The 25684-nt window shown below is 69.7% G+C and carries 22 protein-coding genes; 12 read left to right on the top strand and 10 right to left on the bottom strand.

All coding sequences use genetic code 11. The features are described from left to right. Positions 1 to 25: 25 nt before the first annotated feature. The 3 genes from M1L60_RS33315 to M1L60_RS48020 all read left to right on the top strand — a co-directional run bounded on the left by M1L60_RS33315 (position 26) and on the right by M1L60_RS48020 (position 2347). Complete coding sequence (locus M1L60_RS33315) at positions 26 to 961, top strand: alpha/beta hydrolase (protein WP_253241538.1); 936 nt, start codon at positions 26 to 28, stop codon at positions 959 to 961. Positions 962 to 1018: 57 nt separating this feature from the next. After that, positions 1019 to 1453, top strand: a complete 435-nt coding sequence (locus M1L60_RS33310) for a hypothetical protein (protein WP_253241537.1) — start codon at positions 1019 to 1021, stop codon at positions 1451 to 1453. A 99-nt stretch (positions 1454 to 1552) separates the two neighbouring features. After that, complete coding sequence (locus tag M1L60_RS48020; protein WP_253241536.1) at positions 1553 to 2347, top strand: GNAT family N-acetyltransferase; 795 nt, start codon at positions 1553 to 1555, stop codon at positions 2345 to 2347. 55 nt (positions 2348 to 2402) lie between these two features. Here M1L60_RS48020 and M1L60_RS33300 read toward each other — a convergent pair whose 3' ends face one another. Further along, entirely contained in the window at positions 2403 to 3512 is a 1110-nt protein-coding gene (locus tag M1L60_RS33300) for an FAD-dependent monooxygenase (RefSeq protein WP_253241535.1), read from the bottom strand. A 188-nt stretch (positions 3513 to 3700) separates the two neighbouring features. Between M1L60_RS33300 and M1L60_RS33295 the strand changes: the two genes are divergently transcribed. From M1L60_RS33295 to M1L60_RS33285, 3 genes are all read left to right on the top strand, one after another. Further along, on the top strand, positions 3701 to 3901 hold the full coding sequence (locus tag M1L60_RS33295; protein WP_253241534.1) for a hypothetical protein: 201 nt from the start codon (positions 3701 to 3703) through the stop codon (positions 3899 to 3901). Positions 3902 to 3920: 19 nt separating this feature from the next. After that, positions 3921 to 6626: a helix-turn-helix transcriptional regulator gene (locus M1L60_RS33290; protein WP_253241533.1), complete on the top strand. Its 2706-nt coding sequence runs from the start codon at positions 3921 to 3923 to the stop codon at positions 6624 to 6626. 122 nt (positions 6627 to 6748) lie between these two features. Next, the gene (locus tag M1L60_RS33285) at positions 6749 to 7672 is read left to right on the top strand and encodes a 2-hydroxyacid dehydrogenase (RefSeq protein WP_253241532.1); all 924 of its coding nucleotides are present in this window, start codon (positions 6749 to 6751) and stop codon (positions 7670 to 7672) included. A gap of 58 nt (positions 7673 to 7730) precedes the next feature. Here M1L60_RS33285 and M1L60_RS33280 read toward each other — a convergent pair whose 3' ends face one another. Then, positions 7731 to 8429: an alpha/beta fold hydrolase gene (locus M1L60_RS33280; protein ID WP_253241531.1), complete on the bottom strand. Its 699-nt coding sequence runs from the start codon at positions 8427 to 8429 to the stop codon at positions 7731 to 7733. An 854-nt stretch (positions 8430 to 9283) separates the two neighbouring features. Here M1L60_RS33280 and M1L60_RS33275 point away from each other — a divergent pair. Next, positions 9284 to 9424 carry a hypothetical protein gene (locus M1L60_RS33275; RefSeq protein WP_253241530.1) on the top strand — a complete coding sequence of 47 codons (141 nt, stop codon included), beginning with the start codon at positions 9284 to 9286 and terminating at the stop codon, positions 9422 to 9424. Positions 9425 to 9484: 60 nt separating this feature from the next. On the opposite strand, the gene M1L60_RS33270 is transcribed toward M1L60_RS33275, so the two are convergent. Further along, the gene (locus tag M1L60_RS33270) at positions 9485 to 9838 is read right to left on the bottom strand and encodes a beta/gamma crystallin-related protein (protein ID WP_253241529.1); all 354 of its coding nucleotides are present in this window, start codon (positions 9836 to 9838) and stop codon (positions 9485 to 9487) included. Positions 9839 to 10341: 503 nt separating this feature from the next. Between M1L60_RS33270 and M1L60_RS33265 the strand changes: the two genes are divergently transcribed. Beyond that, complete coding sequence (locus M1L60_RS33265; RefSeq protein ID WP_253241528.1) at positions 10342 to 10701, top strand: hypothetical protein; 360 nt, start codon at positions 10342 to 10344, stop codon at positions 10699 to 10701. 73 nt (positions 10702 to 10774) lie between these two features. On the opposite strand, the gene M1L60_RS33260 is transcribed toward M1L60_RS33265, so the two are convergent. Genes M1L60_RS33260 through M1L60_RS33240 form a run of 5 tightly spaced genes read right to left on the bottom strand, consistent with a single transcriptional unit; the run spans position 10775 to position 15236 of the window. After that, entirely contained in the window at positions 10775 to 11941 is a 1167-nt protein-coding gene (locus tag M1L60_RS33260) for an ABC transporter substrate-binding protein (RefSeq protein ID WP_253241527.1), read from the bottom strand. Positions 11942 to 11952: 11 nt separating this feature from the next. Then, a complete protein-coding gene (locus M1L60_RS33255) occupies positions 11953 to 12696 on the bottom strand; it encodes an ABC transporter ATP-binding protein (RefSeq protein WP_253241526.1) in 744 nt (247 codons plus the stop codon). Continuing rightward, on the bottom strand, positions 12683 to 13402 hold the full coding sequence (locus tag M1L60_RS33250; RefSeq protein WP_253241525.1) for an ABC transporter ATP-binding protein: 720 nt from the start codon (positions 13400 to 13402) through the stop codon (positions 12683 to 12685). The genes M1L60_RS33255 and M1L60_RS33250 overlap by 14 nt, the downstream gene beginning before the upstream one ends. Continuing rightward, positions 13399 to 14367, bottom strand: a complete 969-nt coding sequence (locus tag M1L60_RS33245; RefSeq protein WP_253241524.1) for a branched-chain amino acid ABC transporter permease — start codon at positions 14365 to 14367, stop codon at positions 13399 to 13401. The genes M1L60_RS33250 and M1L60_RS33245 overlap by 4 nt, the downstream gene beginning before the upstream one ends. After that, entirely contained in the window at positions 14364 to 15236 is an 873-nt protein-coding gene (locus tag M1L60_RS33240) for a branched-chain amino acid ABC transporter permease (protein ID WP_253241523.1), read from the bottom strand. Before M1L60_RS33240 ends, M1L60_RS33245 begins: the two co-directional genes overlap by 4 nt. Positions 15237 to 15470: 234 nt before the next feature. On the opposite strand from M1L60_RS33240, the gene M1L60_RS33235 reads away from it, so the two are divergent. After that, positions 15471 to 18359 (top strand): AfsR/SARP family transcriptional regulator, encoded by a 2889-nt coding sequence (locus M1L60_RS33235; RefSeq protein ID WP_253241522.1) that lies wholly within the window; start codon positions 15471 to 15473, stop codon positions 18357 to 18359. Between the two features lie 363 nt (positions 18360 to 18722). Beyond that, positions 18723 to 19184 carry an aldo/keto reductase gene (locus M1L60_RS33230; protein WP_253241521.1) on the top strand — a complete coding sequence of 154 codons (462 nt, stop codon included), beginning with the start codon at positions 18723 to 18725 and terminating at the stop codon, positions 19182 to 19184. A gap of 152 nt (positions 19185 to 19336) precedes the next feature. On the opposite strand, the gene M1L60_RS33225 is transcribed toward M1L60_RS33230, so the two are convergent. Further along, positions 19337 to 19660 (bottom strand): hypothetical protein, encoded by a 324-nt coding sequence (locus M1L60_RS33225; RefSeq protein ID WP_253241520.1) that lies wholly within the window; start codon positions 19658 to 19660, stop codon positions 19337 to 19339. Between the two features lie 152 nt (positions 19661 to 19812). Between M1L60_RS33225 and M1L60_RS33220 the strand changes: the two genes are divergently transcribed. Then, entirely contained in the window at positions 19813 to 22671 is a 2859-nt protein-coding gene (locus M1L60_RS33220) for an AfsR/SARP family transcriptional regulator (RefSeq protein WP_253241519.1), read from the top strand. A gap of 25 nt (positions 22672 to 22696) precedes the next feature. Here the strand turns inward: M1L60_RS33220 and M1L60_RS33215 are convergent, their stop codons facing one another. Then, positions 22697 to 23998: an FAD-dependent oxidoreductase gene (locus tag M1L60_RS33215; protein ID WP_253241518.1), complete on the bottom strand. Its 1302-nt coding sequence runs from the start codon at positions 23996 to 23998 to the stop codon at positions 22697 to 22699. Positions 23999 to 24136: 138 nt separating this feature from the next. Between M1L60_RS33215 and M1L60_RS33210 the strand changes: the two genes are divergently transcribed. Then, positions 24137 to 25639 (top strand): trypsin-like serine protease, encoded by a 1503-nt coding sequence (locus M1L60_RS33210; RefSeq protein ID WP_253241517.1) that lies wholly within the window; start codon positions 24137 to 24139, stop codon positions 25637 to 25639. Positions 25640 to 25684: the final 45 nt, after the last annotated feature.

Genomic DNA, 25684 nt, shown 5'->3' with positions numbered 1-25684 from the left:
AGACCCGGCACCCGTCGACGTGTTCGTGATCCTGCGAAGCTTTCTGCGGGCCGGTGCTGCCCTCGTTCTGGTTGTTCTGCTCGCGGTCGGTGTGATCTACGCCTGGCCACTGGGTCTCGACGCGGGCACGGCCCGCCCAGTCTCGTTCACCGAGGCGCAGGCCCGTGCCGGCCGGCTGGTCGCCCGGGACGAGGCCGACCCGGCGGTCACCGTCAAGTGCCGGTCGCGCGCGCTGATCCACCCCGGCCGGGCCGCCAAGTCCGTGCTGATGCTGCACGGCTACACCGAATGCCCGGCCCAGATGTCGTCGCTGGCGCAGCGCTTCTACGACCAGGGCTACAACGTTCTGGTCCCCCGGGCGCCCCGGCATGGTGTCGCGGACCGGAAGGCGCACACCGGGCTGGAGGCCGACGAGCTTCTCGCGTACGCCTCGGAGTCCTTCGATCTGGCCGCCGGCCTCGGCGACGAGGTCGGGGTGGTCGGCATCTCGGGCGGCGCCGTGCTGGCGACCTGGCTGGCCCGGCATCGCGCCGCGGCCCGCCTGCTGACGCTGTCGCCGTTCTACAACCCCTCGGCCACGCAGGCGCCGGCCTGGCAGGTGAAGCCGTTGGTCGTGCTGTACGGCAACCGGCTGCTGCCCGACCGTTACGCCAGCGGCACCGAGTTCTCCTACGCGGCGCTGTCGCAGTACCTGCGGATCGCCCGCAACCTCGGCGGCGGCCGAAGCTCCACCTTGAAGTCGATCGGCCTGGTCACCTCCGAGGCCGACACCTACATCGACCTTCACCGAGCGACCGAGGTGGCGGAGTCGCTGGGTCCGGTCACCCGGTTCGACCTTCCGGCCTCCTGGGGCATCGAACACGACATCGTCAACCCGGCCGCGCTCGGCCCCCGCACCGCGACTCTCGAGAAGACCTACTTCGAGCTGTACGAGGGCCGAGCCGTGCCAGCCGTCGGGTGAGAACCTCCGCCTCACCCGACGCCCCTCTTGACCGTCCGCTCGCCGACGAGGTCCTCTGTGAGTTTCCCCTTTCGCCTGCGCTGGTCCTGCGAGTCCACCGTCCTGGAGCGATACGTCGCCCATTCTTTGGAGCTCCATCGGTCCTTCGAGATCATCACGCTCGAAGCCCGGTACACCGAGGTCGTCCACGAGGTCGATCTGTTCCCGTTGAACCCCTATCCGTTCGAGCCCGACAAGGTGCAGGTCCTCGTCGGGCACCCGATCGCCTCGCGCATCACCGTCCACCAGGACGGCCGCGCGTACGTCGTGCGGGTGCCCGAGTTCGCCGGAGTTCCGGAGGAGTCCCTCACGGTACGAAGGAGCGGGGCGGCGCCGGTGAACCCCGGGGTGTTGATGGTGCCCGCCGAATCGGTCGTCGGACTCGTCAAGTCGATCTGCGCCCACAACGTGCTGCCGGGCTGGGCCGAACTCATCGAGCGGTCCGACGGGTGAGTCCCGGGCCCGGCGCTACCGGCACACCGAACGATGTGACTGGTCACCGAATCTGCCGGGCCAGGTGAACCGGCCGCTCCGCAACGCGTCCTCTCCCACGTGACAGAAGAATTCGAACACATCGAAGCGCAGTCATTCCTGGCCGTGACCAGTGCTGCCGGTCCCACCCTGGAACGCGATTACGACGCGCGCGCCACCGCCATCGGCGGGGTGACCGTGCTGAGCAGGCCCGGCCCGGACATGCTGTTCTGGTGCCAGGCGATGGGATTCACCGAGCCGCCCAGCGCCGAGCTGATCGACGAGATCGTCACCCACTACCGGGCCCGAGGGGTCGAGCGGGCCCGGATCGTGCTGCCGGTACCGGCCGAACCGGCCGATTGGCCGTCGATCGTGGCCCGGCACGGACTCACCGTCGCCGACCGCAGCGTCAAGCTCGCCATGCGGTCCCCGTTCCCCTCGTTCGAGCCCCGCACCGACCTTCGCACCGCCCGGATCACCCCGGACGAGCAGGAGCACTGGGTGACACTGATGTGGAACACCTTCGGCTTCGATGCCGAGGCCAACTTCGACGTGACCCGGGGAGCTCTGAAGGACCCGCGGTTCGAGGCGTACGCCTGCTACGACGGTGACAAGATGGTGGCCACCGGCATGATCTGGCTCGGCCCGGGATACGCCCATCTGTCGTCCGGGGCCACCCTCCCCTCGCACCGGGGCCGCGGCGCCCAGACGGCCCTGCTCGCTGCCCGGGTCGAGGCCGGCCGCCGGGCCGGCTGCTCCCTGCTGGTCAACGAGGCCGAGGTGACCGACGAGGGCTACTCCGTGTCGGCCCGCAACCAGGTCCGGGTCGGCTTCGTGCCGCAGTACGAACGCCGCGCCTGGCTCTGGACGGCATAGCGCGCCGGGCCGCCGGCTTCTCGGTACGCCGGCGGCTCCACCTTGCGACCGGAGCTCAGCGGGACGGTTGCCGCAGTGGACCGTACGCCGCCCGGTAGGAACGCGGCCCGAGGACCGGCAGCAACAGGTCACGCAGCCAGATCGGCGCACCGGCAGCCCGGGAGAACGTGTCGGTGTGGGCCTGCACGTGATCCACCCGGGCCCGGCGGCGCCGCTCGTACCGTTGACCGGCGGTGTCCCACTCCCCCGCGGCCAGTTCGTCCGCCAGCACCAGGGCATCCTCGACCGCCAGGGCCGCACCCTCGGCCCAGATCGGAGCCGTGGCGTGGGCGGCGTCACCGATCAACGCGCAGCGGCCGGCCGTCCAGGACGGGAGCCGGATCTCCTCAACCGGTGAGTGATACAGCGTCTCGGGCCGATCGAGCGCATGCCGCAGCACCGCCTGGACCGGCGCCGGGTAGTCCCGAAACGTCGTGCCGAGCCAGGACGGGTCGGCACCGACCGGACCGCCCCGGGTGGCGGACGCGTAGACGTACACCTGCTCGTCGTCGACCGGCAGGAGCAGCACCGAACCCGCGCCTCCGGACCAGGCGACCCAGCAGTCGACGCCCGGGTTGGGAGCCATGAACCGCCAGCTCGCCCCGCTCAGCACGGCCTCCTTGGCGCCGGCCTCGCCGAAGAGAGCGCCGCGTACAACCGACCGGACGCCGTCAGCCCCGGCCACGAAGCCGTAGCGACCGGTGCCACCATCGGTGAACTCGACCTCGGCACCGCCGTCAGCCACCCGTACCGACTGCACCGTGGCGGCTCGTGGTTCGACACCGAGACCGGCGGCCAACAGCGTATGCAACTCCGAGCGCATGACGCAGCGGGACCGCGCGGACGGTCCCCAGAAGGCCTCCTCGTCGATGCCGAACAGTCGCCGCCCGGTGGCACTGCGGTACTCCCGGCGGCCGACCGGCCGTCCGATCTGCTTCAGCTGGTCGCCGACCCCGAGCGCGTCCAGGGCCGTCACCGCGTTGCCGGGCAGGTTGACCGCCAGGCCGCCACCGGCGCCCGGAGCCCGCTCCACCAGCTGGACCGCCACCCCACGCCGCCGCAGCGCCCGGGTCAGGGCCAGCCCCGCGATCCCGGCGCCGACCACCAGCACTCCGTCGTTGTTCATGTCACCACACCTTTCCCCACCCACAACGCGGGAAGCGACTCGAGGTTCATCCGACCGGCGTCATCCGGGCTGGATGGGCCTGGTCGCAGTGACGGTCGTCCCATCGGTGAGCGCGCGGGCCTCCGCGCCGTCGTAGACAGTGCCGGCGATCCTGACCGCCCGGCCCGGACGGAGTGGAGGCCTCCCTGATGAGTCGATGGGCGTACTTCCTGCTGAACGCGTTCGCCGCGATGGCGGACGCCGAATACACCCACCCCCACGCCCGCCCGGACGAGCCGCAAGCCGAGCCGGCGCTGGACCTCGGCGACCGCGCCTCGGTCCGGGCCGCGTTTCGCTCGATCGTCGAACGGGAGTGGGGCCCGCGCGCCCTCGAGGAGGGCGGCCGATAGGGCGCGTATGGTGGCCGTCGTGGCAGAGCTGTTCGGGCGCGAGGTGGAACTGGCGCGCATCCGCGGCTTCCTGGACTCGATGCGCCACGGCGGCGACGTGCTGATGGTCCGGGGCGAGCCCGGTGTCGGCAAGTCGGCGCTGCTGGCCGCCGCGGCCGGCTTGGGTGCGGCCGAAAGCCTGCGGGTGCTGAGCGCGAACGGCTTCGAGTTCGAGGCCGACGTCAGCTATTCGCTGCTCAACCAACTGCTGCTACCGCTCTACACCGACATTCAGCGACTGCCGCCGGCACTGCGCGACGCGCTCACCGTCGCTCTCGGCTTCGGCCCCGGACCGGCGCCGGCCACCCTGCTCGTGTGCAACGCCACGTTGCTTCTGCTCACCACCGCCGCCCGGACGAGGCCGGTCCTGCTCGTCGTCGACGACGTACAGTGGATCGACCGGCCCAGCGCCGTCGTCCTCGGGTTCGTCGCCCGGCGCGTGCAGGGTGCGCCCGTCGGCGTCATCGCCGCCTCCCGCACCGGCACGGAAAGTTTCCTCGACCGCCGCGGCCTGGCCGAGGTCACGGTCGAACCGTTGAGCGACGAGGCGGCCGGCCACCTCGTCGACACCCGCTTTCCCACCCTGACCGGGCGCCTGCGCCACCGTCTGCTCGACCTCGCCCAAGGCAACCCGCTGGCCCTGGTGGAACTGCCGGGCAGCCTCACCGACTCCGCCCATCCGCTGGACGTGGTGCCGCTCAGCGACCGGCTGCAGACCATCTTCGCCGCCCGGCTGGCCGATCTGCCCGAGGCCACCCGCCTGCTCCTGCTGCTCGCCACCTTCGAAGGAAGCGGCGACGTACGCACGCTTCGCGGCATGACCGACCTGGCCCATCTCGCCCCGGCCGACCGGGCCCAGCTCGTCCGCGTCGACGACACCAGCGGGCGCATCGTCTTCCGCCACCCGTTGATCCAGTCGGCGATCGTCGCGATGTCCACCTACGCCGAACGCCGGCAGGCTCACCAGGCCATTGCCGCCGCGCTGCCGGGCGACCCGGAACGCCGGGCCTGGCACCTCGCCGCGGCCAGCGCTGGACCCGACGAGGCCGTCGCCGCCCAGCTCGAGGAGGCCGCGCAGGTGGTGTTGCGGCGCGGTGACGCCTTGGCCGCGATCGCCTCGCTGGTCCGCGCAGCCGAGCTGAGCGACACACCCCAGGATGCCGCCCGCCGACTGGCCCAGGCCGCCTACACGGGCGCCGAGGCCGGCGTTCCCGGCGACGCGACAACGCTGCTGGCCGACGCGCAGGCGATGAGCCAGGGGCCGGCCGGAGCGCTGCTGGCCGCCAACGCGACCGCCCTGCTGATGATCAACGGCGACGGCGACGTGCACACCGCCCACCGCCTGTTGGCCGGCGCCATCGAGACCGGCGACCACGGCTGGCGCGCCGCCGACCCGGCCCTCGACGAGGCGATGCACACCCTCATGCTGCTGTCCTGGTTCGCCGGCAGCACCGAACACTGGGCCGTGTTCCACCGGAACATGGCCCGGCTCGTCCCTGCGCCGCCCGACATCCTGTCCGTGCTGAGCAGAACGTTCCCCGACCCGGTTCGCACCGGCGCCGCGGCCCAGCCCGACCTCGATGCGCTGCTCGCCGCCCTGCCCGGCGAGCAGGACCTCAACCGGATCGTGCGGACGGGCACCGCCGTGACCCACCTGGACCGGCTGGGCGAGATGCGGGAGCAGTGCTGGCGACTCGTGCGCCAGGGCCGCGAAGGCGGCGCGCCCCAGTGGCAGCTGAGCGGCCTGATGCACTTGTGCCGGGAGGACTACCTGGCCGGACGCTGGGACGAGGTCGAGGAACTGGCGGCCGAGGGCGAGCGCGTCGCGACCGACAGCGGTTTCCCTTTCCTGCGGTGGTACTTCCTGCTCAACCAGGCCGTCATCGCGGCCGGCCGGGGTCGCTTCCGCCAGGCGTACGAGCTGGCCGACGAGATCACCCACTGGGCGGTACCGCGCGGCCTGGCCAGCTCGCTGGCCAATGCTCACCTGCCCCGCACCATGGCGGCCGCGGCCGAGGGCGACTTCGAGGCCGCCTACCGGCATGCGACCGACATCAGTCCGGCCGGGGTGCTGGCACCGTATGTGCCGATCGCCACCTGGGTGATGTTCGACCTGGTGGAGGCCGCGCTGCGCACCGGCCGGACGACTGAGGCCCGGGCACACGCCGAGGCCATGCGAGCGGCGGACGTGACCGCCCTGTCTCCCCGCATGCGGCTGATCCAGCACGGCGTTGACGCACTCGTGTTCGACGACGAGGCCGGCGAACGCATCGAGCAGACCCTGGCCGAGCCCGGTACCGACCGCTGGCTGTTCGAGGCTTCTCGCATCCGGCTCGCCTTCGCCGGGAAGCTGCGACGCCGCAAGGAACTGCTTCGAGCACGTACGCATCTGTTCGCCGCCCGCACCGGCTTCGCCACCATGGGCGCCGAGCCTTGGCTGGCCCGAACTGACGCGGAACTGCGCGCCGCCGGCGACCGGTCGGCGGCGACCGCACCGCCACCGGCCGCCCTGACACCGCAGGAGCTCGAGATCGCCGGCCTGGCCGCTTCCGGCCTGACCAACAAGCAGATCGCCCAGCGCCTCGACCTGTCCCCCCGCACGGTCGGCGCTCACCTCTACCGGATCTTCCCGAAACTGGGTGTCACCTCCCGGGCCGGGCTACGCGACGCCCTCAACGAGATCTGACACCGAGCCCCCGCGACGCGGGGATGTGCGACGACGCCACCGAGGGGGCTTGGCCCCGTTGTCGAGGCAGTGACCAGCGGCACCGCCATGAACGGCGAACCCCGGTCTGCGTTCAACTGGTCATGCGCACCAAAATCTGGATCCCGCACAAGGCCGGGTTGCCGTACTTCGACGATCTGGCCACCGATGTCGTGGTCGAAGTGGCGAACGAACCGGCCGCGTTGCCGTCGGACCCGGACGGCGTCGAGTTCTGGGTTCCGACGTTCCTCGGCCAGCCCGATCTGCGCGGCCTGGTCGCCGTACTGCCCGATCTTCGCGTGATTCAGCTGCCCAGCGCCGGTTCCGACGCCTGGAGCGACATCCTTCCGCCCGGCGTCGTTCTGGCCGACGCGCGTGGACTGCACGACGCGGCCACCTCCGAGTGGGTGGTGTCGGCCATCCTGGCCAGCCTGCGGTCCTTTCCGGCGTTCCACCGCGCCCAGCGAGCCCATGAATGGGCGCACGACCGCTTGACGCCGACCCGGGAGTTGCGGGGGCGACGGGTGCTGGTCGTCGGGGCCGGCAACATCGGCACCGCACTTGCCCGTCGGCTCGCCCCCTTCGACGTCGAGCTCACGCTCGTCGCTCGCACGGCCCGGCCCGAGCACAACGTCCGCGGCGTCGCCGAGCTGCGGGCACTCCTGCCCTCCGCCGACATCGTCGTGTTGCTGGTCCCGCTCACCGAGCACACCCGCGGCCTGCTGGACGCCCGCATGCTGGCCGCGCTCCCGGACGGCGCGCTGGTCGTCAACGCCGCCCGCGGCCCGGTGGTCGACACCGCGGCCCTCTACGCGGAATTGGCCGGTGGGCGGCTGGAGGCCGCCCTCGACGTCACCGACCCGGAGCCGCTGCCGCCCGGGCACCCGCTGTGGGACCTGCCGAACGTGCTGCTGACCCCGCATGTGGGCGCCATCACCGACAGCATGCGGGGACGGGTGTACGAGCTGGCGGCTGCCCAGGCCCGCCGCTACCTCGCCGGCGAGCCGCTGCACAACCGCGTGGTGTGACCGGCCCGTGGGCGGGGCCGGCTCACGGGCGTGAGCCGGCCCCGGGGGACGGGAAGGTCTAGCCCGCGTTCCGGGCGGCGGTGGCGATGACGTCGGAGACGACGCCCGCCTGGGTGATGAACAGCGCGTGGCTGCCGGGCACGTTGGTGATCTCGGCGCCGATCCGCTTGGCCATGTGCTGCAGCATCGCCTGATCGAACGCCTTGTCCTCGGTCGCGATGACCGCCCACGACGGCTTGTCGCGCCACGCCGCGTTCTTCACCGGCGCCGAGAACGCCGACATGTTGATCGGCACCTGCGAGTCCCGCAGGAACGCGGCGTCGGTGTCACTGGTGTCGGCGGCGAAGCCGGCCTGGAACTTGTCCGGGTTGATGAAGCCGAAACCGTCCTCGCCGACGTCGATCACGAACTCGGGGGTGGGCGCGAAACCCTCGTACTGCTGGGCCGTGGTCTCACCGGCGTCCGGCGCCAGCGCCGACACGTACACCAGTCCGGCCACCTTCGGGTGCACCCCGGCCTCGGTGATGACCGTGCCGCCCCACGAGTGACCGACCAGGATCGTCGGCCCGTCCTGCCGGTCGAGCACCCGGGTGGTCGCCGCCACGTCGTCCTCGAACGAGGTCAGCGGGTTCTGCACGATCGTGACCCGGTACCCCCGGCCCCGCAGCCGGTCGTACACGCCGCGCCAGCCCGAACCGTCGGCGAACGCGCCGTGCACCAGCACCACATTCTTGATCTCTTGACCGTTGTCGCTCATGAGAATGCTCCCTCACTCTGTCCCGCCGTGGCGGGTGACGTGACCTTCAGCGATCTGACGGAAACCATGCTGCGGTCCGGGGACCGCCGGTCGAATCAGTCATTCGCCTGCCTCTCACCGGCCCCGGCCCGACTGTCAGCCCCGCCGGCCCGCGCGCCGAGCCACCCGACGTCCAGGCCTGGGCTTCGTTCGCTCGCCGATACCGGATCTTCGCCGCCGAACGGTTAGGTCATTCGACAGATGGCCGCGCATGAACTTCGGTGACGGCCGGACGTCGTTCAAGCGTGAACAAAGCGACCACGCCGTCCTCAGGGCCGGGGAATCTTTGTCGTCGGTGTCTCTCGTGTCGCCCGGCGCCCCCTTTGCGCTGGAGCACGGAACCGGCGGAGGGCTGAGCGCCGAGGCGTCCCGGATCGCGTCGATGACGTACTCGAGTCTCGCCGCGACGCGTGCTCCTGGGCGCCGTCGCCGTCGGATGAACAGGTCCGGAAAGTGAGAGCGCTGGGTTCGGCCGTCCTGGCCCCGGTTCTCGTTCCAGGCCGAGTCGTAGCCGTCGAAGGTCACGCGGCCGTTAGGGCTCGGATCGACCGTGCCGGCGCCCACGTGGCGGGACAGATGCACGGCCCTGACGGCCAGCGGTTCACTGGTGGATTCGGTGGAGAGCTTGATGCGTACGGCTTCTCTCCGTGGACCGCCACCTGGGCCACTGCCGTGCAGAACGGCCGGAGCTCCGGATTCGAGCGAGACGGATCGACAGGTGATCCGCGCGAGTATCGAAGAACTCGGCCCGCGCCGTCGTGGTGCTCAACGCCGGGACGAGCGGCAACTCCCCGCTGAACTAGGGTCAAGGTCGTGTGCACGACCCTTCCGCCGTCCGCGATCCGGCTGCTCCGATCCGCTGGGATGCCCGCTACGACCAGGGCGACCATCTGCACCCCCACAACGCCGGAATGGAGGTCCTCGCCACGGCGATCAGCCTCGACCTTCTGGCCTGACCGACGCCCTGGCCCGGGCGATCGGCCCGGGCCAGTTCCCAGATGAACTATTCCGCCGGATCAGCAGACCCGGGCGGAGGAGATCCGGTCGTTCCATCCATTGTCGGTCAGGTTTCCCCGGTATTGATACGTGCCCATCACGAAGTGGTCGCCGCCAAAATTCACGTGATCGAAGAAGCACCATTGGACACCGTTGGTGGCAATGCTGGAGACCTTGTCGTTCAGTCCGAGGGTGCCGAAGTCCCGAACCTCCTTGGTGGCGAAGATGTTCTTGTAAATGCCCAGGCGATAGGCGTCCGAGAACACCTCCAGGTTGCGCGCATCCGGCATGGCGGAAGCGGGGCTCGCTACCATCAGCCCTCCACCCATGACAACTGCGGCCACAACGATACGACGGATCTTATTGAAGCGCATGACAATCCCTCCTGATTCGCCGATCGGCGAGGGTCAGACCACACCAAATGGCGGAACGCTGAATCGCGGGCCGCGATGCCGGCCGGCGCTCAGACATCTAACGGCCTCTTCCGTAAGCGCGGCAACTCGGATCAGTGTGGGATATTCGACACCATGGCGGAGTCATTCATCGTAACTGGTCGGCGCATTTTCGCGCCCATCCAGCGGCACTACCCCGGTTAACGTTGTATTTCCAATTGAACGTCCGGTTCCGCGCTGCGTGCCGGCGAATGCGCGCATGCGACGGCCGGCGGGTCGCGGATCCGCATGCTTCGCGAGTCGTATCAAGCAGAAGACCGTGCGGCGACGGACAACGCGCCGGGCGTCGGGGCCGCGCTCACCCACGCCGCCATCGCGCCGAAATCCTCTCAGCTGAACCATCGTCTGCTCAGGACGTCGTGCGCAGTGTCCAATCAGCACAGTCGGCCGAGAACGATTCTCGGATCCGGCAGAAGGAGGTAATGGTGAAGCTTTCGATCAAGACACGCCTGAGCACGGCCCTGGCCTTGGCCATGGCGGCAGCCGGCGCCCTCACGCTGGGGACGGTCAGTCCGGCCGCCGCCGCGACCCCCTTCGAACTGAAGGTCTGCTCGTCGACGAACTACCGGACCTTGGCCAGCTGGCAGGGAGGTGCCCTCGACGTCCCCCGGGGGGAATGCAAGCGACACAACTGGCAGCCTTGGGGGCCCAACCCGTCGCTCGTGCTCAATGTGGCCCTGTACGGAGGTTCGAGGTACATCACCACGGCCCGGGTCGACATCGTGCCCGGTGCCGGACTGTGCACCTCGGGCACGACGAGCAGCCCTTCGGCCTACTCGTGTTGACGCCCAGGTAAGACCCTGAGCAGCGAGCACCTTCCACGCCAGGACGGGAGGTGCTCGCGCAGAACGACCGGATTCAGTCGGCGAGCGTCCAGCGGCCCTGCTTCACCGTCAGGATGCCGAGGGCGGCCGGCTGCAGGCCCGAGTGCTCCTCGGCGCTGAACCGCAGCGGGCCGCTGACGCCGTCGATCTGCCCCTTCTCGAGCTCGTCCCGGAGCGTCGGCCCGTCCGTGCCGCCGGCCCGGCCCACCGCGTCGGCGATCGACTGCAGGGCGTCCGCGGCGAAGGAGGCGAATCCGGAATAGTCGCCGTTGGCCTTCTGGTAGGCCTCGACCCACGCCTTGCGGGCCTTCCCGGCCGGCGTGCCGGTGTCGATGTCCTCGGTGGCCAGCACCTTGGGGAACACCATGTGGGTGCCTTCGGCAGCCGCTCCGGCTCCCTTGATGAACAGCTCGGCCCCAGCCCCGGCGTCCAGGTAGATCTCGCCCGGGTACCGGGCGTCCCGCAGGGCTTTGACCACTGTGCCGGCCGCCGGCGAGACAGCCCAGACGACGACGGCCTCCGGCTTGGCCGCGACGACCTTCGAGACCTGGACCGTCACGCTCGTGTCGGCCTGACCGAACTGCTCGGCCGCCACGACGCGGATCGCGGCCTTACCGGCCGCCTCGGTGACCGACTTCTGCCCGTCCTGGCCGTAGACGTTGTTGACCGAGATGAGACCGACCCGGCCGACGCTCCTGCGCTTGAGCTCGGCCACGATGACGTCGGCGTCCTGCGCGGGGTTGGGCGAGATCTTGAACACGTACGCCCGCTCGGCGACCGGAGCGGTCAGGGCACTGGCCGAGGCCAGCGCGATGGCGGGCACCTTGTTCTCGGTGATGGCGGGGACGGCGGCCAGACCGCAGGCGCTGCACGCGCCGACGATCAGAGCGTCCGCCTTCTCGTTCTTGATGAGGGCGTTGACGTTGGTGACCGAGGTGTTGTTGTCCGTCCGGTTGTCGCGCACGACCAACTTGATCCGGCGGCCGCCGAGCGTCCCCGACTGGTTGAGCTGGTCGGCCTTGAGTTCGAGGGCCTTCTGATAGGCCGTGCCGATCGAGGCCGTCGGCCCGGACAGCTCCAGACTGGCGCCGACGACGATCTCCTCGCCCGAACCGGCCTGGGTCTCGTCAGCCGCACAGCCCGCCGCAGCGGCCAGGGTGGCCGCGGTCAGAACGAGCGGCAGGAGGCCACGTAGTCGCACTTGAGTTTCTCCTAGTGGTGTTGTTCGCCCGGAGCGGGAATGGCCCCGAGGTAGGCCGAACGCACGCGCGCGTCGTTGCGCAGCGTCGCGGCCGGCCCGGAGGTGATGATGTGCCCGCGGTCCAGCAGATAGCCGCGGTCCGCGAGCCGGAAGGCGACCGCCGCGTCCTGTTCGACCAGAAGGACGCCGGCCTCCGCACCAGCGAGGCCGGCGATGATGTCGCCGACCTCGCCGACGATGCGCGGGGCGAGCCCGAGCGAGGGTTCGTCGAGCAGGATGACTGACGGCGCTGCCATCAACGCACGGCCGATCGCGAGCATCTGCTGCTCGCCGCCGGACAACGTGCCGGCCGGCTGACCGCGACGCTCAGCCAGCCGCGGAAAACGCGCGTAGATGTCGTCCAGGCCGGCGGCGATCGCCTTACGGGCACGGCCGTACCCGCCGAGCAACAGGTTGTCGTGCACGGATATCGGAGCGAACACGCGACGCCCCTCGGGCACCAGGGCCACGCCGGCTCGGGTCCGCCACGGCATCGGGCGACCGCTGATGTCCTCACCACGCAGCAGCACCCGCCCACCGGTCGGGCGGATCAGGCCGGCCACCGTCTTGAGCAGCGTGGACTTGCCAGCGCCGTTGCGGCCGATGAGGCAGACCACCTCACCCGCGCGCACGGTGAGGCTGACGCCGTGCAACGCCTCGATCCGTCCGTACCCGGCGACCAGCCCGGACAGTTCCAGCAGATCAGTCCCGGACATCGTCGTCCCCCAGGTAGGCCTGCCGCACCTCGGGATCGGACGCCACCTCGGCCGGGGTGCCGTCGGCCAGCAGCCGGCCGCGGTCGAGCACCAGGACGCGGTCGCTGATCCGCAGGACGCTGGGTACGTCGTGCTCGATCAGCAGCAACGTGGTGCCGCCGTCCCGCAACCGGCCGAACAGGCTCAGGAGTTCGTCGCTCTCACTGCCGGCCAGCCCGGCGAGCGGCTCGTCCAGCAGCACGATGCGCGGGTCGAGGGCCAGCGCGCGGGCCAGTTCGAGGCGGCGCTGCTCGCCGTAGGCCAACTCGGCCGGGCGACGAGACTCCGTGCCGGCCAGACCAACCTCGGCGAGCAGAGCGAGCGCACGCTGCCGGCCGTGGTTCCGGGCGCCGTACGGCACCAGCAGGTGATCGAGCACGGTGAGCGAGCCGAACAGACGCAAATTCTGGAAGGTTCGAGTCAGCCCGGCACGAGCGATCTTATGAGCGGCCAGCCCGGTCAGATCGCGACCGTCGAGAAACGCGCGGCCCCGGGCCGGACGTACGACTCCGGACAGGACATTGACGAAGGTGGTCTTGCCGGCGCCGTTGGCGCCGATCAGCCCGACCACGCCCCCGCTGTCGTGGCGCAGGCTCAACCCGTCGAGCGCCGTCACACCGCCGAAGCGCACAGTGAGGTCCTGGACCTCGAACACCGCCGGGCTCATCGGGCTCCCCTGGCGCGCCGGCGCAGGGCGGCGGGTAGACCGGCCAAGCCTCGCGGCAGCAGCAACAGACTCAGGACCAGCACGACGCCGTACGCGGTGAGCTCGGCCCCCGCTTCCGAGCCGGGCAGACGTCCCCGCACCACCTCGGCCAGGGTGACCACGGTGAACGCGCCCAGCGGGGCGCCCCAGACGCTTTCCCGGCCGCCGACGGTGATGATGATGAGCAGCTGCACCGAGTTGAGCAGGCCCAGCATGCTGGGGTCCACGTAGCGGAACCAGTGGGCGTAGCCGCTGCCCGCGACCGACGCCAGCACAGCGGAAACGACGAAGGCGGTGCGCCGCAGGGCGGAGATGTCGATTCCGGCGGCGGCCGCAGCGATCGGACTGTCGCCCGCCGCCGTGAGCGCCGAACCCACGGGCGACCGGAGCAGCAGGTGGACGGCGACTGTGGCGACCAGCAGAAGGCCGGCACAGAGCCAGTAGAACGGCAGGTCGGTGGTCAGACTGGCGCCGAGGATGCGGAGGGGAGGCAGGCCGCTGATGCCGGCGTTGCGGCCGGTCACCGGAAGCTCGTTCACCAGCGCGGCCACGGCCAGGCCGAAGGCGAGCGTCGCCAGCGAGAGGTAGTGCCCCTGAGCCCGGAAGATGACGGCGCCGAGGCTCCAGGCCACCGCGGCGGCGAGGACGACGCCGGCCAGCAGGCCCCACCACGGATCGACGTGGTAGCGCACGGTGAGGACCGCCGAGGTGTACCCGCCGATGCCGTAGAACGCAGCTTGCCCGATGGACACCTGCCGGGCCAGACCGGTCAGCGGCACCAAGCCGAGCGCACCGATCGCGAGCAGAACCATCAGCACCGCGGTCGACAGCGTGTAGAACGGCACCCGGGTGAAGACGGCCGGCACCGTCAGCAGCACCGCGACAAAGACCATGTACCCGGCGACCGGCCGGAACCGGGCGGTCACAAGCGCTCCCGTACGGCCGCGATCAGCAGGCCGCCCGGGCGCACCAGCAGGACGGCGACCAGCAGGCCGTACACGATCGTGTCGCGATAGCCGCTGCTCACCAGCCCGGTCACCACGGCCTCGACCACCCCCACCACGAGACCGCCGGCGATCGCCCCCAGCGGAGAGGTCAATCCGCCGAGCACGGCCGCGGTGAACCCTTTGAGCCCCAGTGGCACCCCGGCCGTGGCGTCCGGCGGTTGAATGGGCGCCAGCACGACACCGCCGATGCCCGCCAGCACCGCCGCCAGCAGCAGGGCGATCAGCCCCATACGCAGCGGCGCGATGCCCATCAACCGGGCGGTCTCCCGATCGGCGGCGACCGCCCGCATGGCCCGGCCCGTCTGCGATCGGGAGAGCAGCGCCCAGACGGCCGCCGCGACAGCGGCGGCGGCGGCAGCACACCACAGATACTGAGCGGAGATGCTCACGCCGAACGCCTGGAACTGACGATCGCCGCCGAACGGGGCGGCGAAGTGCTGGTCGGCGCCGAAGACAAGCACGGCCGACCCCTGGATGAGGATGGACGCACCGATGGTGAGCACGATGAGGCGGTCGTGCCCCGCGTCTCGGGCCGGTGCGAGCACGGCCAGGTGCAGGGCCGCCCCGCAGCCGGCCGTCACGGTCAGGGCCAGAGCAGCGGCCACAACGGGGTGCGCGCCCTGTTCCGCAGTGAACGCGAACGTGAGTCCGCCGAGCATGACAAAGTCACCCTGAGCGAAGTTGATGATGCCACTGACCTGATAGACCAGGGCGATCCCGAGACCGATGACGGCATAGGTGGTTCCGGTGGACAGGCCGATCAGCACGTAACCCGGTATGTGTTCCATCCGTCGCCCCCTCGTCGGCCCTGTCACCGGATCAGACGCCTCGGTCCGGACGGCGTTCACTGAGCGTGACGTTGCTCTCGATTCGATAGCGCGATCCGGACATAAATAGTGCGACCGATCTTTTGCTAGGCTCCCAGTCCGAGGCGTCGCCGTTGATCGGTCCGGCGTTGCCCAGGGCGAGCGAAGGAGTGGTTCCCCGATCGTTTCGCTGGAGTTGCTGGAGAGGTTGCTTTCGTGACTGTGGGCGATGGCGGAGCCATCTCGTTGTCTTTCAGCGTGCTCGGTCCGGTGCAGGTCCGGCGGCCGGGCGGGGAGCTGGACCTGGGCCCCCGGCAGCAGCGGCTCATTCTGGCGCTGTTGTTGGCCGCGGCGGGCCGGCCTGTCAGCCTGAGCGGCATCGTCGAGGTCTTGTGGGGCCAGCATCCGCCATCGAGTGCCGTGAACGTCCTCCACCGCTACATCGGCGCCCTGCGCCGCATGCTCGAGCCGGACCTGCCGGCTCGTGCGGCTGGTCGCTGGCTGCAGGGTGACGCCAACGGCTACCGGATGACGTTCGAGGCCGACCAGCTGGACCTGCTGAGGATGCGTACGCTGACCGCCCGGGCTCGATCGGCGGCGGAGTCCGGACACGACGGCGAGGCGCTGTCGCTCTACCAGGACGCGCTCGCCCTGTGGCGAGGGCCGTGCGCGGGCGCGGCCGAGCTCGGGGCATCCGACCACCTGGTGTTCACCGTCGTCGACCATGAATGCGCCGACCTGGCTCGCGAGGCGACCGACCTCGGACTACGACGGAACGACGTCAGAGGTCTGCTGCCCGTGCTGCGCCACATGGCGGAGGTACGACCATGGGACGAGGCCCTGCAAGCGCAACTGCTTCTCGCCCTGTCCGCCGACGGTCATCAGGCCGAGGCGATCGCGTTGTACCAGGACGTACGCCACCGGCTCGCCGAGGACCTGGGTGTGGATCCGCGTGACGAGCTCAAGACGGCCTACCAGATGGTGCTGCGAGCGAACGGCACCCGACCCGTGCGGCTTGATACACCGACCGATCCGGCACCGACCGCAGTGCCGGCGCCGAAGCCGTCGGCGCCACGGGTGCTGCCTGCTCAGCTCCCGGCTGACCTCGGCTACTTCACCGGCCGTGACGAGGCTCGAAGCCACGCCCTGGATCTCATCGACCAGGCCCTACCGGCTCAGGAAGCCACGCCGGTGTTGTCCATCGACGGCATCCCCGGCATCGGCAAAACCACCCTGGCCATCCACCTGGCCCACCAACTCGCCACCAACTACCCCGACGGCCAGCTCTACGTCGACCTGCACGGCTTCGACCCCGAACCAGCAGTCATGCCACCAGCCGAAGCCCTCCAAGGCTTCCTCAACGCCCTCGGCATCCCCGACTCCGACATCCCCGTCAGCGACTTCGCCCGCGCCGGACTCTACCGCTCCATCCTCGCCGGCCGGCGGATCCTCATCGTCCTCGACAACGCCCGCAACGCCGACCAGGTACGCCCCCTGCTGCCCGGCACACCCGGCTGCCTCGTCCTGATCACCAGCCGGCTCCGCCTCACCGGCCTGGCCACCACCCACAGCGCCCACCTCCTCACCCTCGGCGTACTCACCCTGAAAGAAGCCCGCGATTTTCTCGCCACCCGGCTGGGCGCCCGCACCTCGGCCGACCCCGAGGCCACCGACGAGATCATCGAACGCTGCGGCCGCCTCCCCCTGGCCCTGGCCGTCGTCGCCGGACGAGCACTGGCGCACCCCGACCACCGGATGAGCGACATCGCTGAGGAACTCCGGGCCGAGCACGGAAGCCTCGACGGCTTCATGGGCGACGACCTGGACAACAACCTCCGCGCCATCTTCTCCTGGTCCTACCTGCTGCTCTCCCCCGACGCCGCCCACCTGTTCCGCCTCCTGGCCCTCCAACTCGGACCCGACCTCACCATCCCGGCAATCGCCAGCCTCATCGGCGCACCGACGCCCGACGCCCGGCGGCTGATCGGCCAACTGGTGCGCACCGGCCTGCTCACCGAACACTCCCCCGGCCGGTTCAGCACCCATGACTTGGTCCGTGCCTACGCCCAGGAACTCGTGCACCGCCACGAGGACGAGCAGGATCGCCGCCAGGCCGTCCGCCGCCTCGTCGACCATTACCGACGGACCGCCCACGCAGCCAATCGCAATCTGAACCCCACGGTTGGCATCGACCCGCCCGAGGTGACCGGTGCTGTAGTCGTCACGGAGCTGAGCACTCCCGCGGCGGCCATGGCGTGGTTCACCGTGAACTGGCCCGTACTCAAAGCGGTAGTGCAGTATCGGCTCGACGACGGTGATGCCACTGAGGCCTGGCAGCTGGTCCTCAGCCTGATGCAGTTCTGGCAGAACGAAGGCGCGGCACACGACTGGGCCGGCCTGACCCGAGCGTGTCTGTACGCAGTCACCCGGGCCGGGGACGACTTCGGCCGGGCCCACATGTCTCGCGGCTTGGCCGGCGCCCTGCACCTGTTGGGCGACAACGATGCCGCCGAGCGTCATCTTCATGAGGCTCTGGAGTTGTTCAGCCGACTCGGATGTCTCGGGGAACAGTCGGTGGTGTATCGCAATCTTGGAATGATCGGTCTCGCCCGGAAGAATTTTTCCTCCACCGTCACCTACTTGGAACGTGCCCTGCACATGGCGAGGCGGGCCGGGAGCTCAACCGAGCAGGTCAACGACTTGACGATGCTGGGCTCGGCGTACATCGAGATGGACCAGCACGACAAAGCCTTCGAGATTCTCCACCAAGGACTGCGGATCGCTGAGGAACACCAGGATCTCAGGGGACAAGGCGGATGCCGCTGGGGGCTGGCAGAGTACTACAGCGCCACCGGGGATCTGGTCGCTTCACTGGCCGAATGGAAGTTGACGCTCGACATCTCCCGACGCGTCGGATGGCTGACGAACATCATCGAGTGCCTCATCGCCGTCGGCGACACCGCTCTGGCATTGGGCGATCGGGCCGGCGCCCGGGCGGCCTGGCAGGAAGCTCTCGGCCTGCTCGACCATCGGCGCCTTCCCTACACGGCCGATGTGAAGCTCCGCCTGGCCAGGCTCGAAAAGGCGGTAAAGATCGACGGTTGAGGATCTTGCTGAATGTCGCCCGGGCGGCTCGCGAAGGCGGGTGGTGGACGAGGACGTCGCTCAGGCGGCCGGTCGGCTTCATGGCGAGACCGAACCGAACCGTACAGCCGCCAGGTCGACGCCGTGTCCCCTGGCTTTGTGCGTCCGCTCGGGTACCCGTTGTTTGTGATCTTGGGGCCCAGGGGCTTTCGGCCATTTCTTGTGTCCGCCGGTTCCGGACCCACCCGGCCCGCGCGGCTCCGAGCCGAGGCCGGGCTCTGCCGGTGATGTCCGGCTTTGCGTGCGAGGCTGGGCGGTATGGCCGTGGCGCGCGCCGACGACAGCGCGTGTGAGGCCGTGCTGGCTGATGTAGGAGGAACTGCGATGGAGTTCACGCGACTGGGCCGGACCGGGCTGAGGGTGAGCCGCATCGGGCTCGGGTGCATGAGTTATGGCCAGGCCACGGCCGGGATGCATCAGTGGACCTTGGATGAGGACGCCGCAGCATCTTTCTTCCGGCAAGCCGTCGAGCTGGGTGTGACGTTCTGGGACACCGCGAACGTCTACCAGGGTGGCACGTCGGAGGAGTTCGTCGGGCGGGCGATCAGCCGGTTCACGCGGCGGGAAGAAATCGTGCTGGCAACCAAGGTCAGCGGGAAGATGCACGACGGACCGGGCGGCAGCGGCCTTTCTCGCAAGGCCATCCTGGAACAGACCGACGCCTCACTGCGCCGGCTGGGCACCGACTACATCGACGTCTACTACATCCACCGGTTCGACCCGGACACCCCGGTCGAGGAGACCATGCAGGTCCTCGACGACCTGGTCCGGGCCGGCAAGGGGTGATCACCGTCCTCGCACCCAATGCGAGGCGCATCACCACGCACTGCGGCTGTGAGAGGCACAGCGGCGCCGGAGAGCACCTGTTCGATCTCGATGTCGGCTAGGTGAGGAAGCAGTTGCTCGACAGCGGACAACGACTCATCGTCCGACGTCCATCACGCAGCACGCACGCCGAAGTGGTGCCCGGGAACCACATGGCAGTCCAGATCAGCAACGATGGCACGGGCCCGGCGAGTGATCTCCTCGACCGGACGGGTGGCCCCGCCCGCGCCGAGAGTTCGTGCCAGGTCATCACGTACGGCTGCCCACCGATGCCAGAAGTCATCGATCGCCACAGCTTCCGGCTTCGGCTTCTTGCGGAACAGTTCAGAACCATGGCCACCCAGCATAAACCGCACGCCACCTGTCGGCCGTCCCCACCAGTGGTTGCCCGCGCAACCACCATGTCCAGGTCGAACATCGATCAGCCCAGAAAGCACGATCGGTCGTTCTTGCTACGCTCTGCCCGAGGTCTCCCGTCTTGTCGGCGCACTGCGCTGTCGACGATGCCGGCAGGCCGCCGAAGATTCGCGCGTAGGAGGATGCTTCCTTGGCTGTCAGCGATGGCGAACCCTTGTCATTGTCTTTCAGCGTGCTAGGTCCGCTCCAGGTGCGGCGACAGGACGAGGAACTGGACCTGGGTCCCCGGCAGCAGCGGCTCATTCTGGCGCTGTTGCTGACCGGCGCCGGTCAGCCGGTCGGCCTGGGCCACATCATCGAGCTGTTGTGGGGCCAGCATCCGCCATCGAGTGCCGTGAACATCGTCCACCGCTACATCGGCGCCCTGCGCCGGCTGCTCGAGCCCGGTCTGCCGGCCCGCTCGCCCGGGCGCTGGCTCCAAGGGGACGCCAACGGCTATCGGATGAGGGTAACGGCCGACCAGCTGGATCTGCTGACAATGCGTACGCTGGCCGCCCTGGCCCGCTCGCAGGCGGAAGCCGGACACCACGCCGAGGCGCTGTCGCACTTTCAGATGGCCCTCGCCCTGTGGCGTGGACCGTGCGCGGGAGCAGCCGATCTCGGCGCGCTCGACCAGCCGGCCTTCAGCGTGGTGGACCATGAGTGCGCCGAACTCGCCCGGGAAGCGACCGACCAGGGACTGCGGCTCAACGACATCAGAAGCCTGCTGCCCGCACTTCGTCGCATGGCGGAGTCGCGGCCGTGGGACGAGGCCCTGCAAGCGCAACTGCTTCTCGCCCTGTCCGCCGACGGTCATCAGGCCGAGGCGATCACGTTGTACCAGGATGTCCGGAGCCGGCTCGCCACTGAGCTGGGGGTGAATCCGGGCGACGAGCTGCGGACGGCCTACCAGGTCGTGTTGCGACCGGACCCAGTCCGGTCCGGACAGTCGGATCCGCGAACAGCGTCGCCCGCCGCCTCGTCCCCCATCGCTGGACCGGCGGCGCCGGCGATGATGCTGCCCGCGCAGATCCCGGCCGGTCCGACTCATTTCGCCGGCCGCGACGATACTCGGCGCCGGATCTTCGAGCTCATCGACGACCATGACGCGAACCGCACGTCGACCCCGGTGTTGTCCATCGACGGCATCCCCGGCATCGGCAAAACCACCCTGGCCATCCACCTGGCCCACCAACTCGCCACCAACTACCCCGACGGCCAGCTCTACGTCGACCTGCACGGCTTCGACCCCGAACCAGCAGTCATGCCACCAGCCGAAGCCCTCCAAGGCTTCCTCAACGCCCTCGGCATCCCCGACTCCGACATCCCCGTCAGCGACTTCGCCCGCGCCGGACTCTACCGCTCCATCCTCGCCGGCCGGCGGATCCTCATCGTCCTCGACAACGCCCGCAACGCCGACCAGGTACGCCCCCTGCTGCCCGGCACACCCGGCTGCCTCGTCCTGATCACCAGCCGGCTCCGCCTCACCGGCCTGGCCACCACCCACAGCGCCCACCTCCTCACCCTCGGCGTACTCACCCTGAAAGAAGCCCGCGATTTTCTCGCCACCCGGCTGGGCGCCCGCACCTCGGCCGACCCCGAGGCCACCGACGAGATCATCGAACGCTGCGGCCGCCTCCCCCTGGCCCTGGCCGTCGTCGCCGGACGAGCACTGGCGCACCCCGACCACCGGATGAGCGACATCGCTGAGGAACTCCGGGCCGAGCACGGAAGCCTCGACGGCTTCATGGGCGACGACCTGGACAACAACCTCCGCGCCATCTTCTCCTGGTCCTACCTGCTGCTCTCCCCCGACGCCGCCCACCTGTTCCGCCTCCTGGCCCTCCAACTCGGACCCGACCTCACCATCCCGGCAATCGCCAGCCTCATCGGCGCACCGACGCCCGACGCCCGGCGGCTGATCGGCCAACTGGTGCGCACCGGCCTGCTCACCGAACACGCACCGGGTCGATACCGGACGCACGATCTGATCCGTGCCTACGCCCAGGAACTCGTGCACCGCCACGAGGACGGACCGGGCCGGCGCCAGGCCGTCCGCCGCCTCATGGACCACTATCAGCGGACTGCGTACGAGGCCAACCAGTTGCTCATGCCACTACCCGGCCCGGGCCCGCTCGACGTGACCGACGGCGTGGTCACCGCCGAGCTGCACACTCCCCGCGAGGTCATGACATGGTTCACCGCGAACTGGCCGGCGCTGCGGGCGGTGGTCCGGCGCCGGCTCCGTGACGGGGACACCACCGAAGCCTGGCAGCTGGTCTTCAGCCTGCTGCAGTTCTGGCAGAACGAGGGTGTGTGGCACGAGGGCGTGGCGCTGATCCGGGAGTGTTTGCCCGCCGTCGTTGCCGCCGGGGACGATCTCGGCCGGGCCCACATGTCCCGTGCCTTGGCCGGGGGATTGTTCCTGCTGGGCGACTACGAGGCTCCGCCGCATCTTCTGCATGAGGCCCTGGAGCTGTACGACACACTCGGACGAACCGCGGAACAAACAGTGGCGTACCGCAACCTCGCCTACGTCAGTCACGCCCTGAAGAACTCCGAGGAAGCCGTCAAGCAGGCCGAGTGCGCCCTGCGCCTGGCGACGTCCACGGCGAACTGGAGAGAACAGACCTTCAGCCTGTTCTTCATCGGCGACGTGTACGTTCAGCTAGGCCGGCTCGACGACGCACTCAGCCATCTCGACCAGGCGCTGCTGATCGCTCAGGAGCACGCAGACTCCTATCTGCTCGGCCTCCACGATTGGTCGATGGCCGACTATCACGAAGCCACCGGAGACCTGGCTGCCTCACTGGCCCGACGCGGGCGGGCCCTCGAGTCTCTGCGGGAACTCGGTTGGCTCGTCAGCGTCGTCGAAACCCACATCGCCTGGGGGGACACTGCGCTGACCCTGGGCGACCAGGCCGGAGCCCGGGCGGCCTGGCATGAGGCGCTGGAGCTGATCGGCCGGCGGCGCCTGCCCCAGGCGGCCGAGGTGCAGGCCCGGTTGACCCGCCTGGACCAAGCGGCCGATCTGAACGTCTCGTCATCTTGAGCAGACTCCGTCCGGCCGGGTGCTCCTAGGTGAGCGCCGCGCGAGCCGTTCGCAGCAGTTCGGCCCGGCTCGGCCCGTCCGCGAACGGCGGCCGCCAGCCCGATGCGAGCTTCGCCCGCGTGGCCGGCTCCATCGGGATCAACACCGACGGTGGCAGTCGCATGTCCAGGTAGTGGTTGATGGTCTCGCGATAATGCTCGTCATCGGCGTGGGCCTTGGCGATGACCGATGGCGGTAGCCGGCCGTCGACCTCGAGGTCCAGGCCGTGCCACTGCCGGACCAGGCTGACGTCGTCGGCGACCTGCACGTGGAACCAGGGAAGCATCTCCGCCCGGCACCACTCGTCGAACATCCGGGCCATGGTCAGCACGTCGTGGCCAGCCTCGACCAGGTCGATCAGGTGCCGGGCCTGCAGGAGCGAGGTGGCCATGCCACGGCCGTTCATCGGGCTCGGCGAGAACTGGGCGTCCCCGACGTGAACCACGCCGGGAGTGACGTCCTCGTCGGCCTCGGTGAGCCGTCCGCGATAGACGTTGCGCATCCGCCGGCCCACGTGCACCGGGGAGATCGGCCGGACCGATTCCGGGCGCATGAGACTCGCCAGCGCGGGCACGGCCGCGGTCACCGCGTCGTAGGCGGACGGAAGCCGGATGACAGCGAATTCGTCGTCGGCGGACTCGTGGACGAACAGGGTGGAGACCACGTCGCTGTCCTGCCGGAAGAGCATGACCGAGTACCCCGGAAGCGTTCCACTGACCGCCTGGCCGTCCGCGAAGGCCGCCAGCCCGCGCTCGGCCACCTGGTACTGGCGGGACGCGTACGCGATGCCCGGGTCGGCGTCCAGCCCGGGTGCTCGGCGGTCGTCCAGGAAACGCGCCCGGCCGGTGGCATTGAGGACCAGATCGGAGGTCACCACCCCATGGTCGGTGACCAGCGTCACCCGGCCGTCCGCGGCGTACGAGGCGTCGCGGGCCGTCGTGGGCAGAACTTCGATCCGCGCGTCGGCCCGGACCGCATCCCAGAACACCGATTCGTACACGCTACGACGTATCCCGAGGCGGACGTCCTCCGATCCGGGAGCCGGCAAGACCTGACCACCCGCCGACCTGACCACTTCCAGCATGTCCGGCAGCTCGGCGCGCAGCGCGTCGACGACCTGAGTGCGAATGCCGTGCGGCTGGTGGAACTGCACGACCCCGCGACGAGTCCAGCGGCCGGCCACCGGTCCGCGATCCCGTTCGACCACGGTGATCCGGTGTCCACGGCGGGCGAGGGCGAGGGCGAGAAAACAACCTGTCGGACCTAGACCGACGATGCTGATGTCCACAAGATCTGAAACGCGTGAGCGTCCACGTCGTTCACGAGCCCGGCTCGTAAAGAAACGATAAAAGGATCACTTACCGCAACGGAAACCCGCGAATCGCATCATGACTCCCGGATCACACCCTCCAGGAAGGACCAACTGATGCGACTGCGATGGGCGGCTCCCATCCTCGGCCTGATCGTGGCGGCGGCTCTGGCCGTCGCCACGCCGGCCGCGGCAATCCGTGGCGGACACGATGTCACGAAGGCTTATCCCTTCGCCGGGTCCCTGCAACGTCCGGAATCACCTCGGGCCGACGGTCACGTCTGCGGTGTCACCCTTATCGCGCCGCAGTGGGCTCTCACCGCCGGGCACTGCGTCCGCAATGCCGGCGGCGCCCAGGTCGGCACGCCCCAGGGCTGGAAAGTCCGGATCGGCTCGCTCAGCGCCACCTCCGGTGGCCGTGTCGTCGCGGTCGACAAGTTCTACGCCTACGGGGCCGAGCCCGTGTTCGACGGCGACATCGCCCTCATCCATCTGGCCACACCGGTCCGTGCCGTGCCCGCGAAGCTGCCGGCGACACGACCGGCTGAGCACACCCCGGTCCGCATCGCGGGCTGGGGCATGACGTGTGCCGAGCGACAGCCGGCGTGTTACCCCGACCGGCTGCAAGAGGCCGACACCATCGTTCAGCCGGTTGGCGCATGTGAGCTGAGCAGCATCGTGGCCGAGCGGGAACTGTGCGTCGGCAGCCCGGACGGAAGCGTCGCCGCCGCCGACCTGGACTCCGGTGGGCCCGCTCTGGTCCGCGCCGGTCACCGCTGGGCCGTCGCCGGCGTCGTGAGCGGCAGCAACGGCGACGACCAGCCCGTCGTGTACACCGATGTGCACCACTTCACCCGGTGGATCACGTCGATCGTCGACGGCACCGACGTCCCGGACGACTCGATCGTGCCCGACCTCGAAGGCGCCGTCGCCTTCAACGGCTGCTCGGCCTCGGTGGTGCGGACGGCGACCTCGGCCCTCACCGACCCGGCTCTCTTGCTGACCAACGGGCACTGCGTCGCCGAGCGGCCCGCGCCGGGCAAGGCCATCGTCGACCAGTCCGACGACAGTCGCGTGCACGTGCTCAACAAGCAGGGTTTCGTCCAGGCCAGCGCCCGGACGACCAGACTCCTGTACGCCACCATGACCGGGACCGACCTCGCGGTCTACCGGCTCGACAAGACCTACGCGCAACTGGGGGTCAAGACCTTCACCCTCGGTACGACGGTCGCGACCGCGGGAACGAAGCTGACGATCATCGCCGGTGGCACCGGGCGCCGCTACTCCTGCACCGTCGACGCCGTCGTTCCTCACCTGCGTGAGGCGGACTACCAACAGGACGGCTCGTACCGGTACGACGAGTCCTGCGGCGCCACGCACGGAGCCTCGGGCGCCCCGCTGGTGCTCGGCGACGGTCGCACCGTCGTGGGCGTGCACGGTACGGGAAACGACAGCGGTGAGCTGTGTACCGAGAACAATGCCTGCGAGGTAGCGGCCGACGGGACCGTCCGCGCGGAGAAGAACCGCCGGTACGGCCAGCGCACCACCATGCTGGCGGCCTGCCTCACGAAGAACTCGCGCCTCGACCTGACGCGGCCCGGGTGCGCGCTGCCCGGCTGAGCCCGACCGTCCCTCTCGGTCACCGAGGCTGAACCACGACCGACC

Origin of the sequence: Paractinoplanes aksuensis, assembly GCF_024137025.1 — a bacterium.
Classification (GTDB): domain Bacteria; phylum Actinomycetota; class Actinomycetes; order Mycobacteriales; family Micromonosporaceae; genus Actinoplanes; species Actinoplanes aksuensis.
This window is presented reverse-complemented; position numbering and strand designations above follow the sequence as displayed.

Coding starts and splice junctions, on each gene's coding strand:
- M1L60_RS33280 (WP_253241531.1), bottom strand. CDS start 8,429: ATGAGCGACAACGGTCAAGAGATCAAGAATGTGGTGCTGGTGCACGGC.
- M1L60_RS33270 (WP_253241529.1), bottom strand. CDS start 9,838: ATGCGCTTCAATAAGATCCGTCGTATCGTTGTGGCCGCAGTTGTCATG.
- M1L60_RS33255 (WP_253241526.1), bottom strand. CDS start 12,696: ATGTCCGGGACTGATCTGCTGGAACTGTCCGGGCTGGTCGCCGGGTAC.
- M1L60_RS33300 (WP_253241535.1), bottom strand. CDS start 3,512: ATGAACAACGACGGAGTGCTGGTGGTCGGCGCCGGGATCGCGGGGCTG.
- M1L60_RS33250 (WP_253241525.1), bottom strand. CDS start 13,402: ATGAGCCCGGCGGTGTTCGAGGTCCAGGACCTCACTGTGCGCTTCGGC.
- M1L60_RS33285 (WP_253241532.1), top strand. CDS start 6,749: ATGCGCACCAAAATCTGGATCCCGCACAAGGCCGGGTTGCCGTACTTC.
- M1L60_RS33210 (WP_253241517.1), top strand. CDS start 24,137: ATGCGACTGCGATGGGCGGCTCCCATCCTCGGCCTGATCGTGGCGGCG.
- M1L60_RS33240 (WP_253241523.1), bottom strand. CDS start 15,236: ATGGAACACATACCGGGTTACGTGCTGATCGGCCTGTCCACCGGAACC.
- M1L60_RS33295 (WP_253241534.1), top strand. CDS start 3,701: ATGAGTCGATGGGCGTACTTCCTGCTGAACGCGTTCGCCGCGATGGCG.
- M1L60_RS33230 (WP_253241521.1), top strand. CDS start 18,723: ATGGAGTTCACGCGACTGGGCCGGACCGGGCTGAGGGTGAGCCGCATC.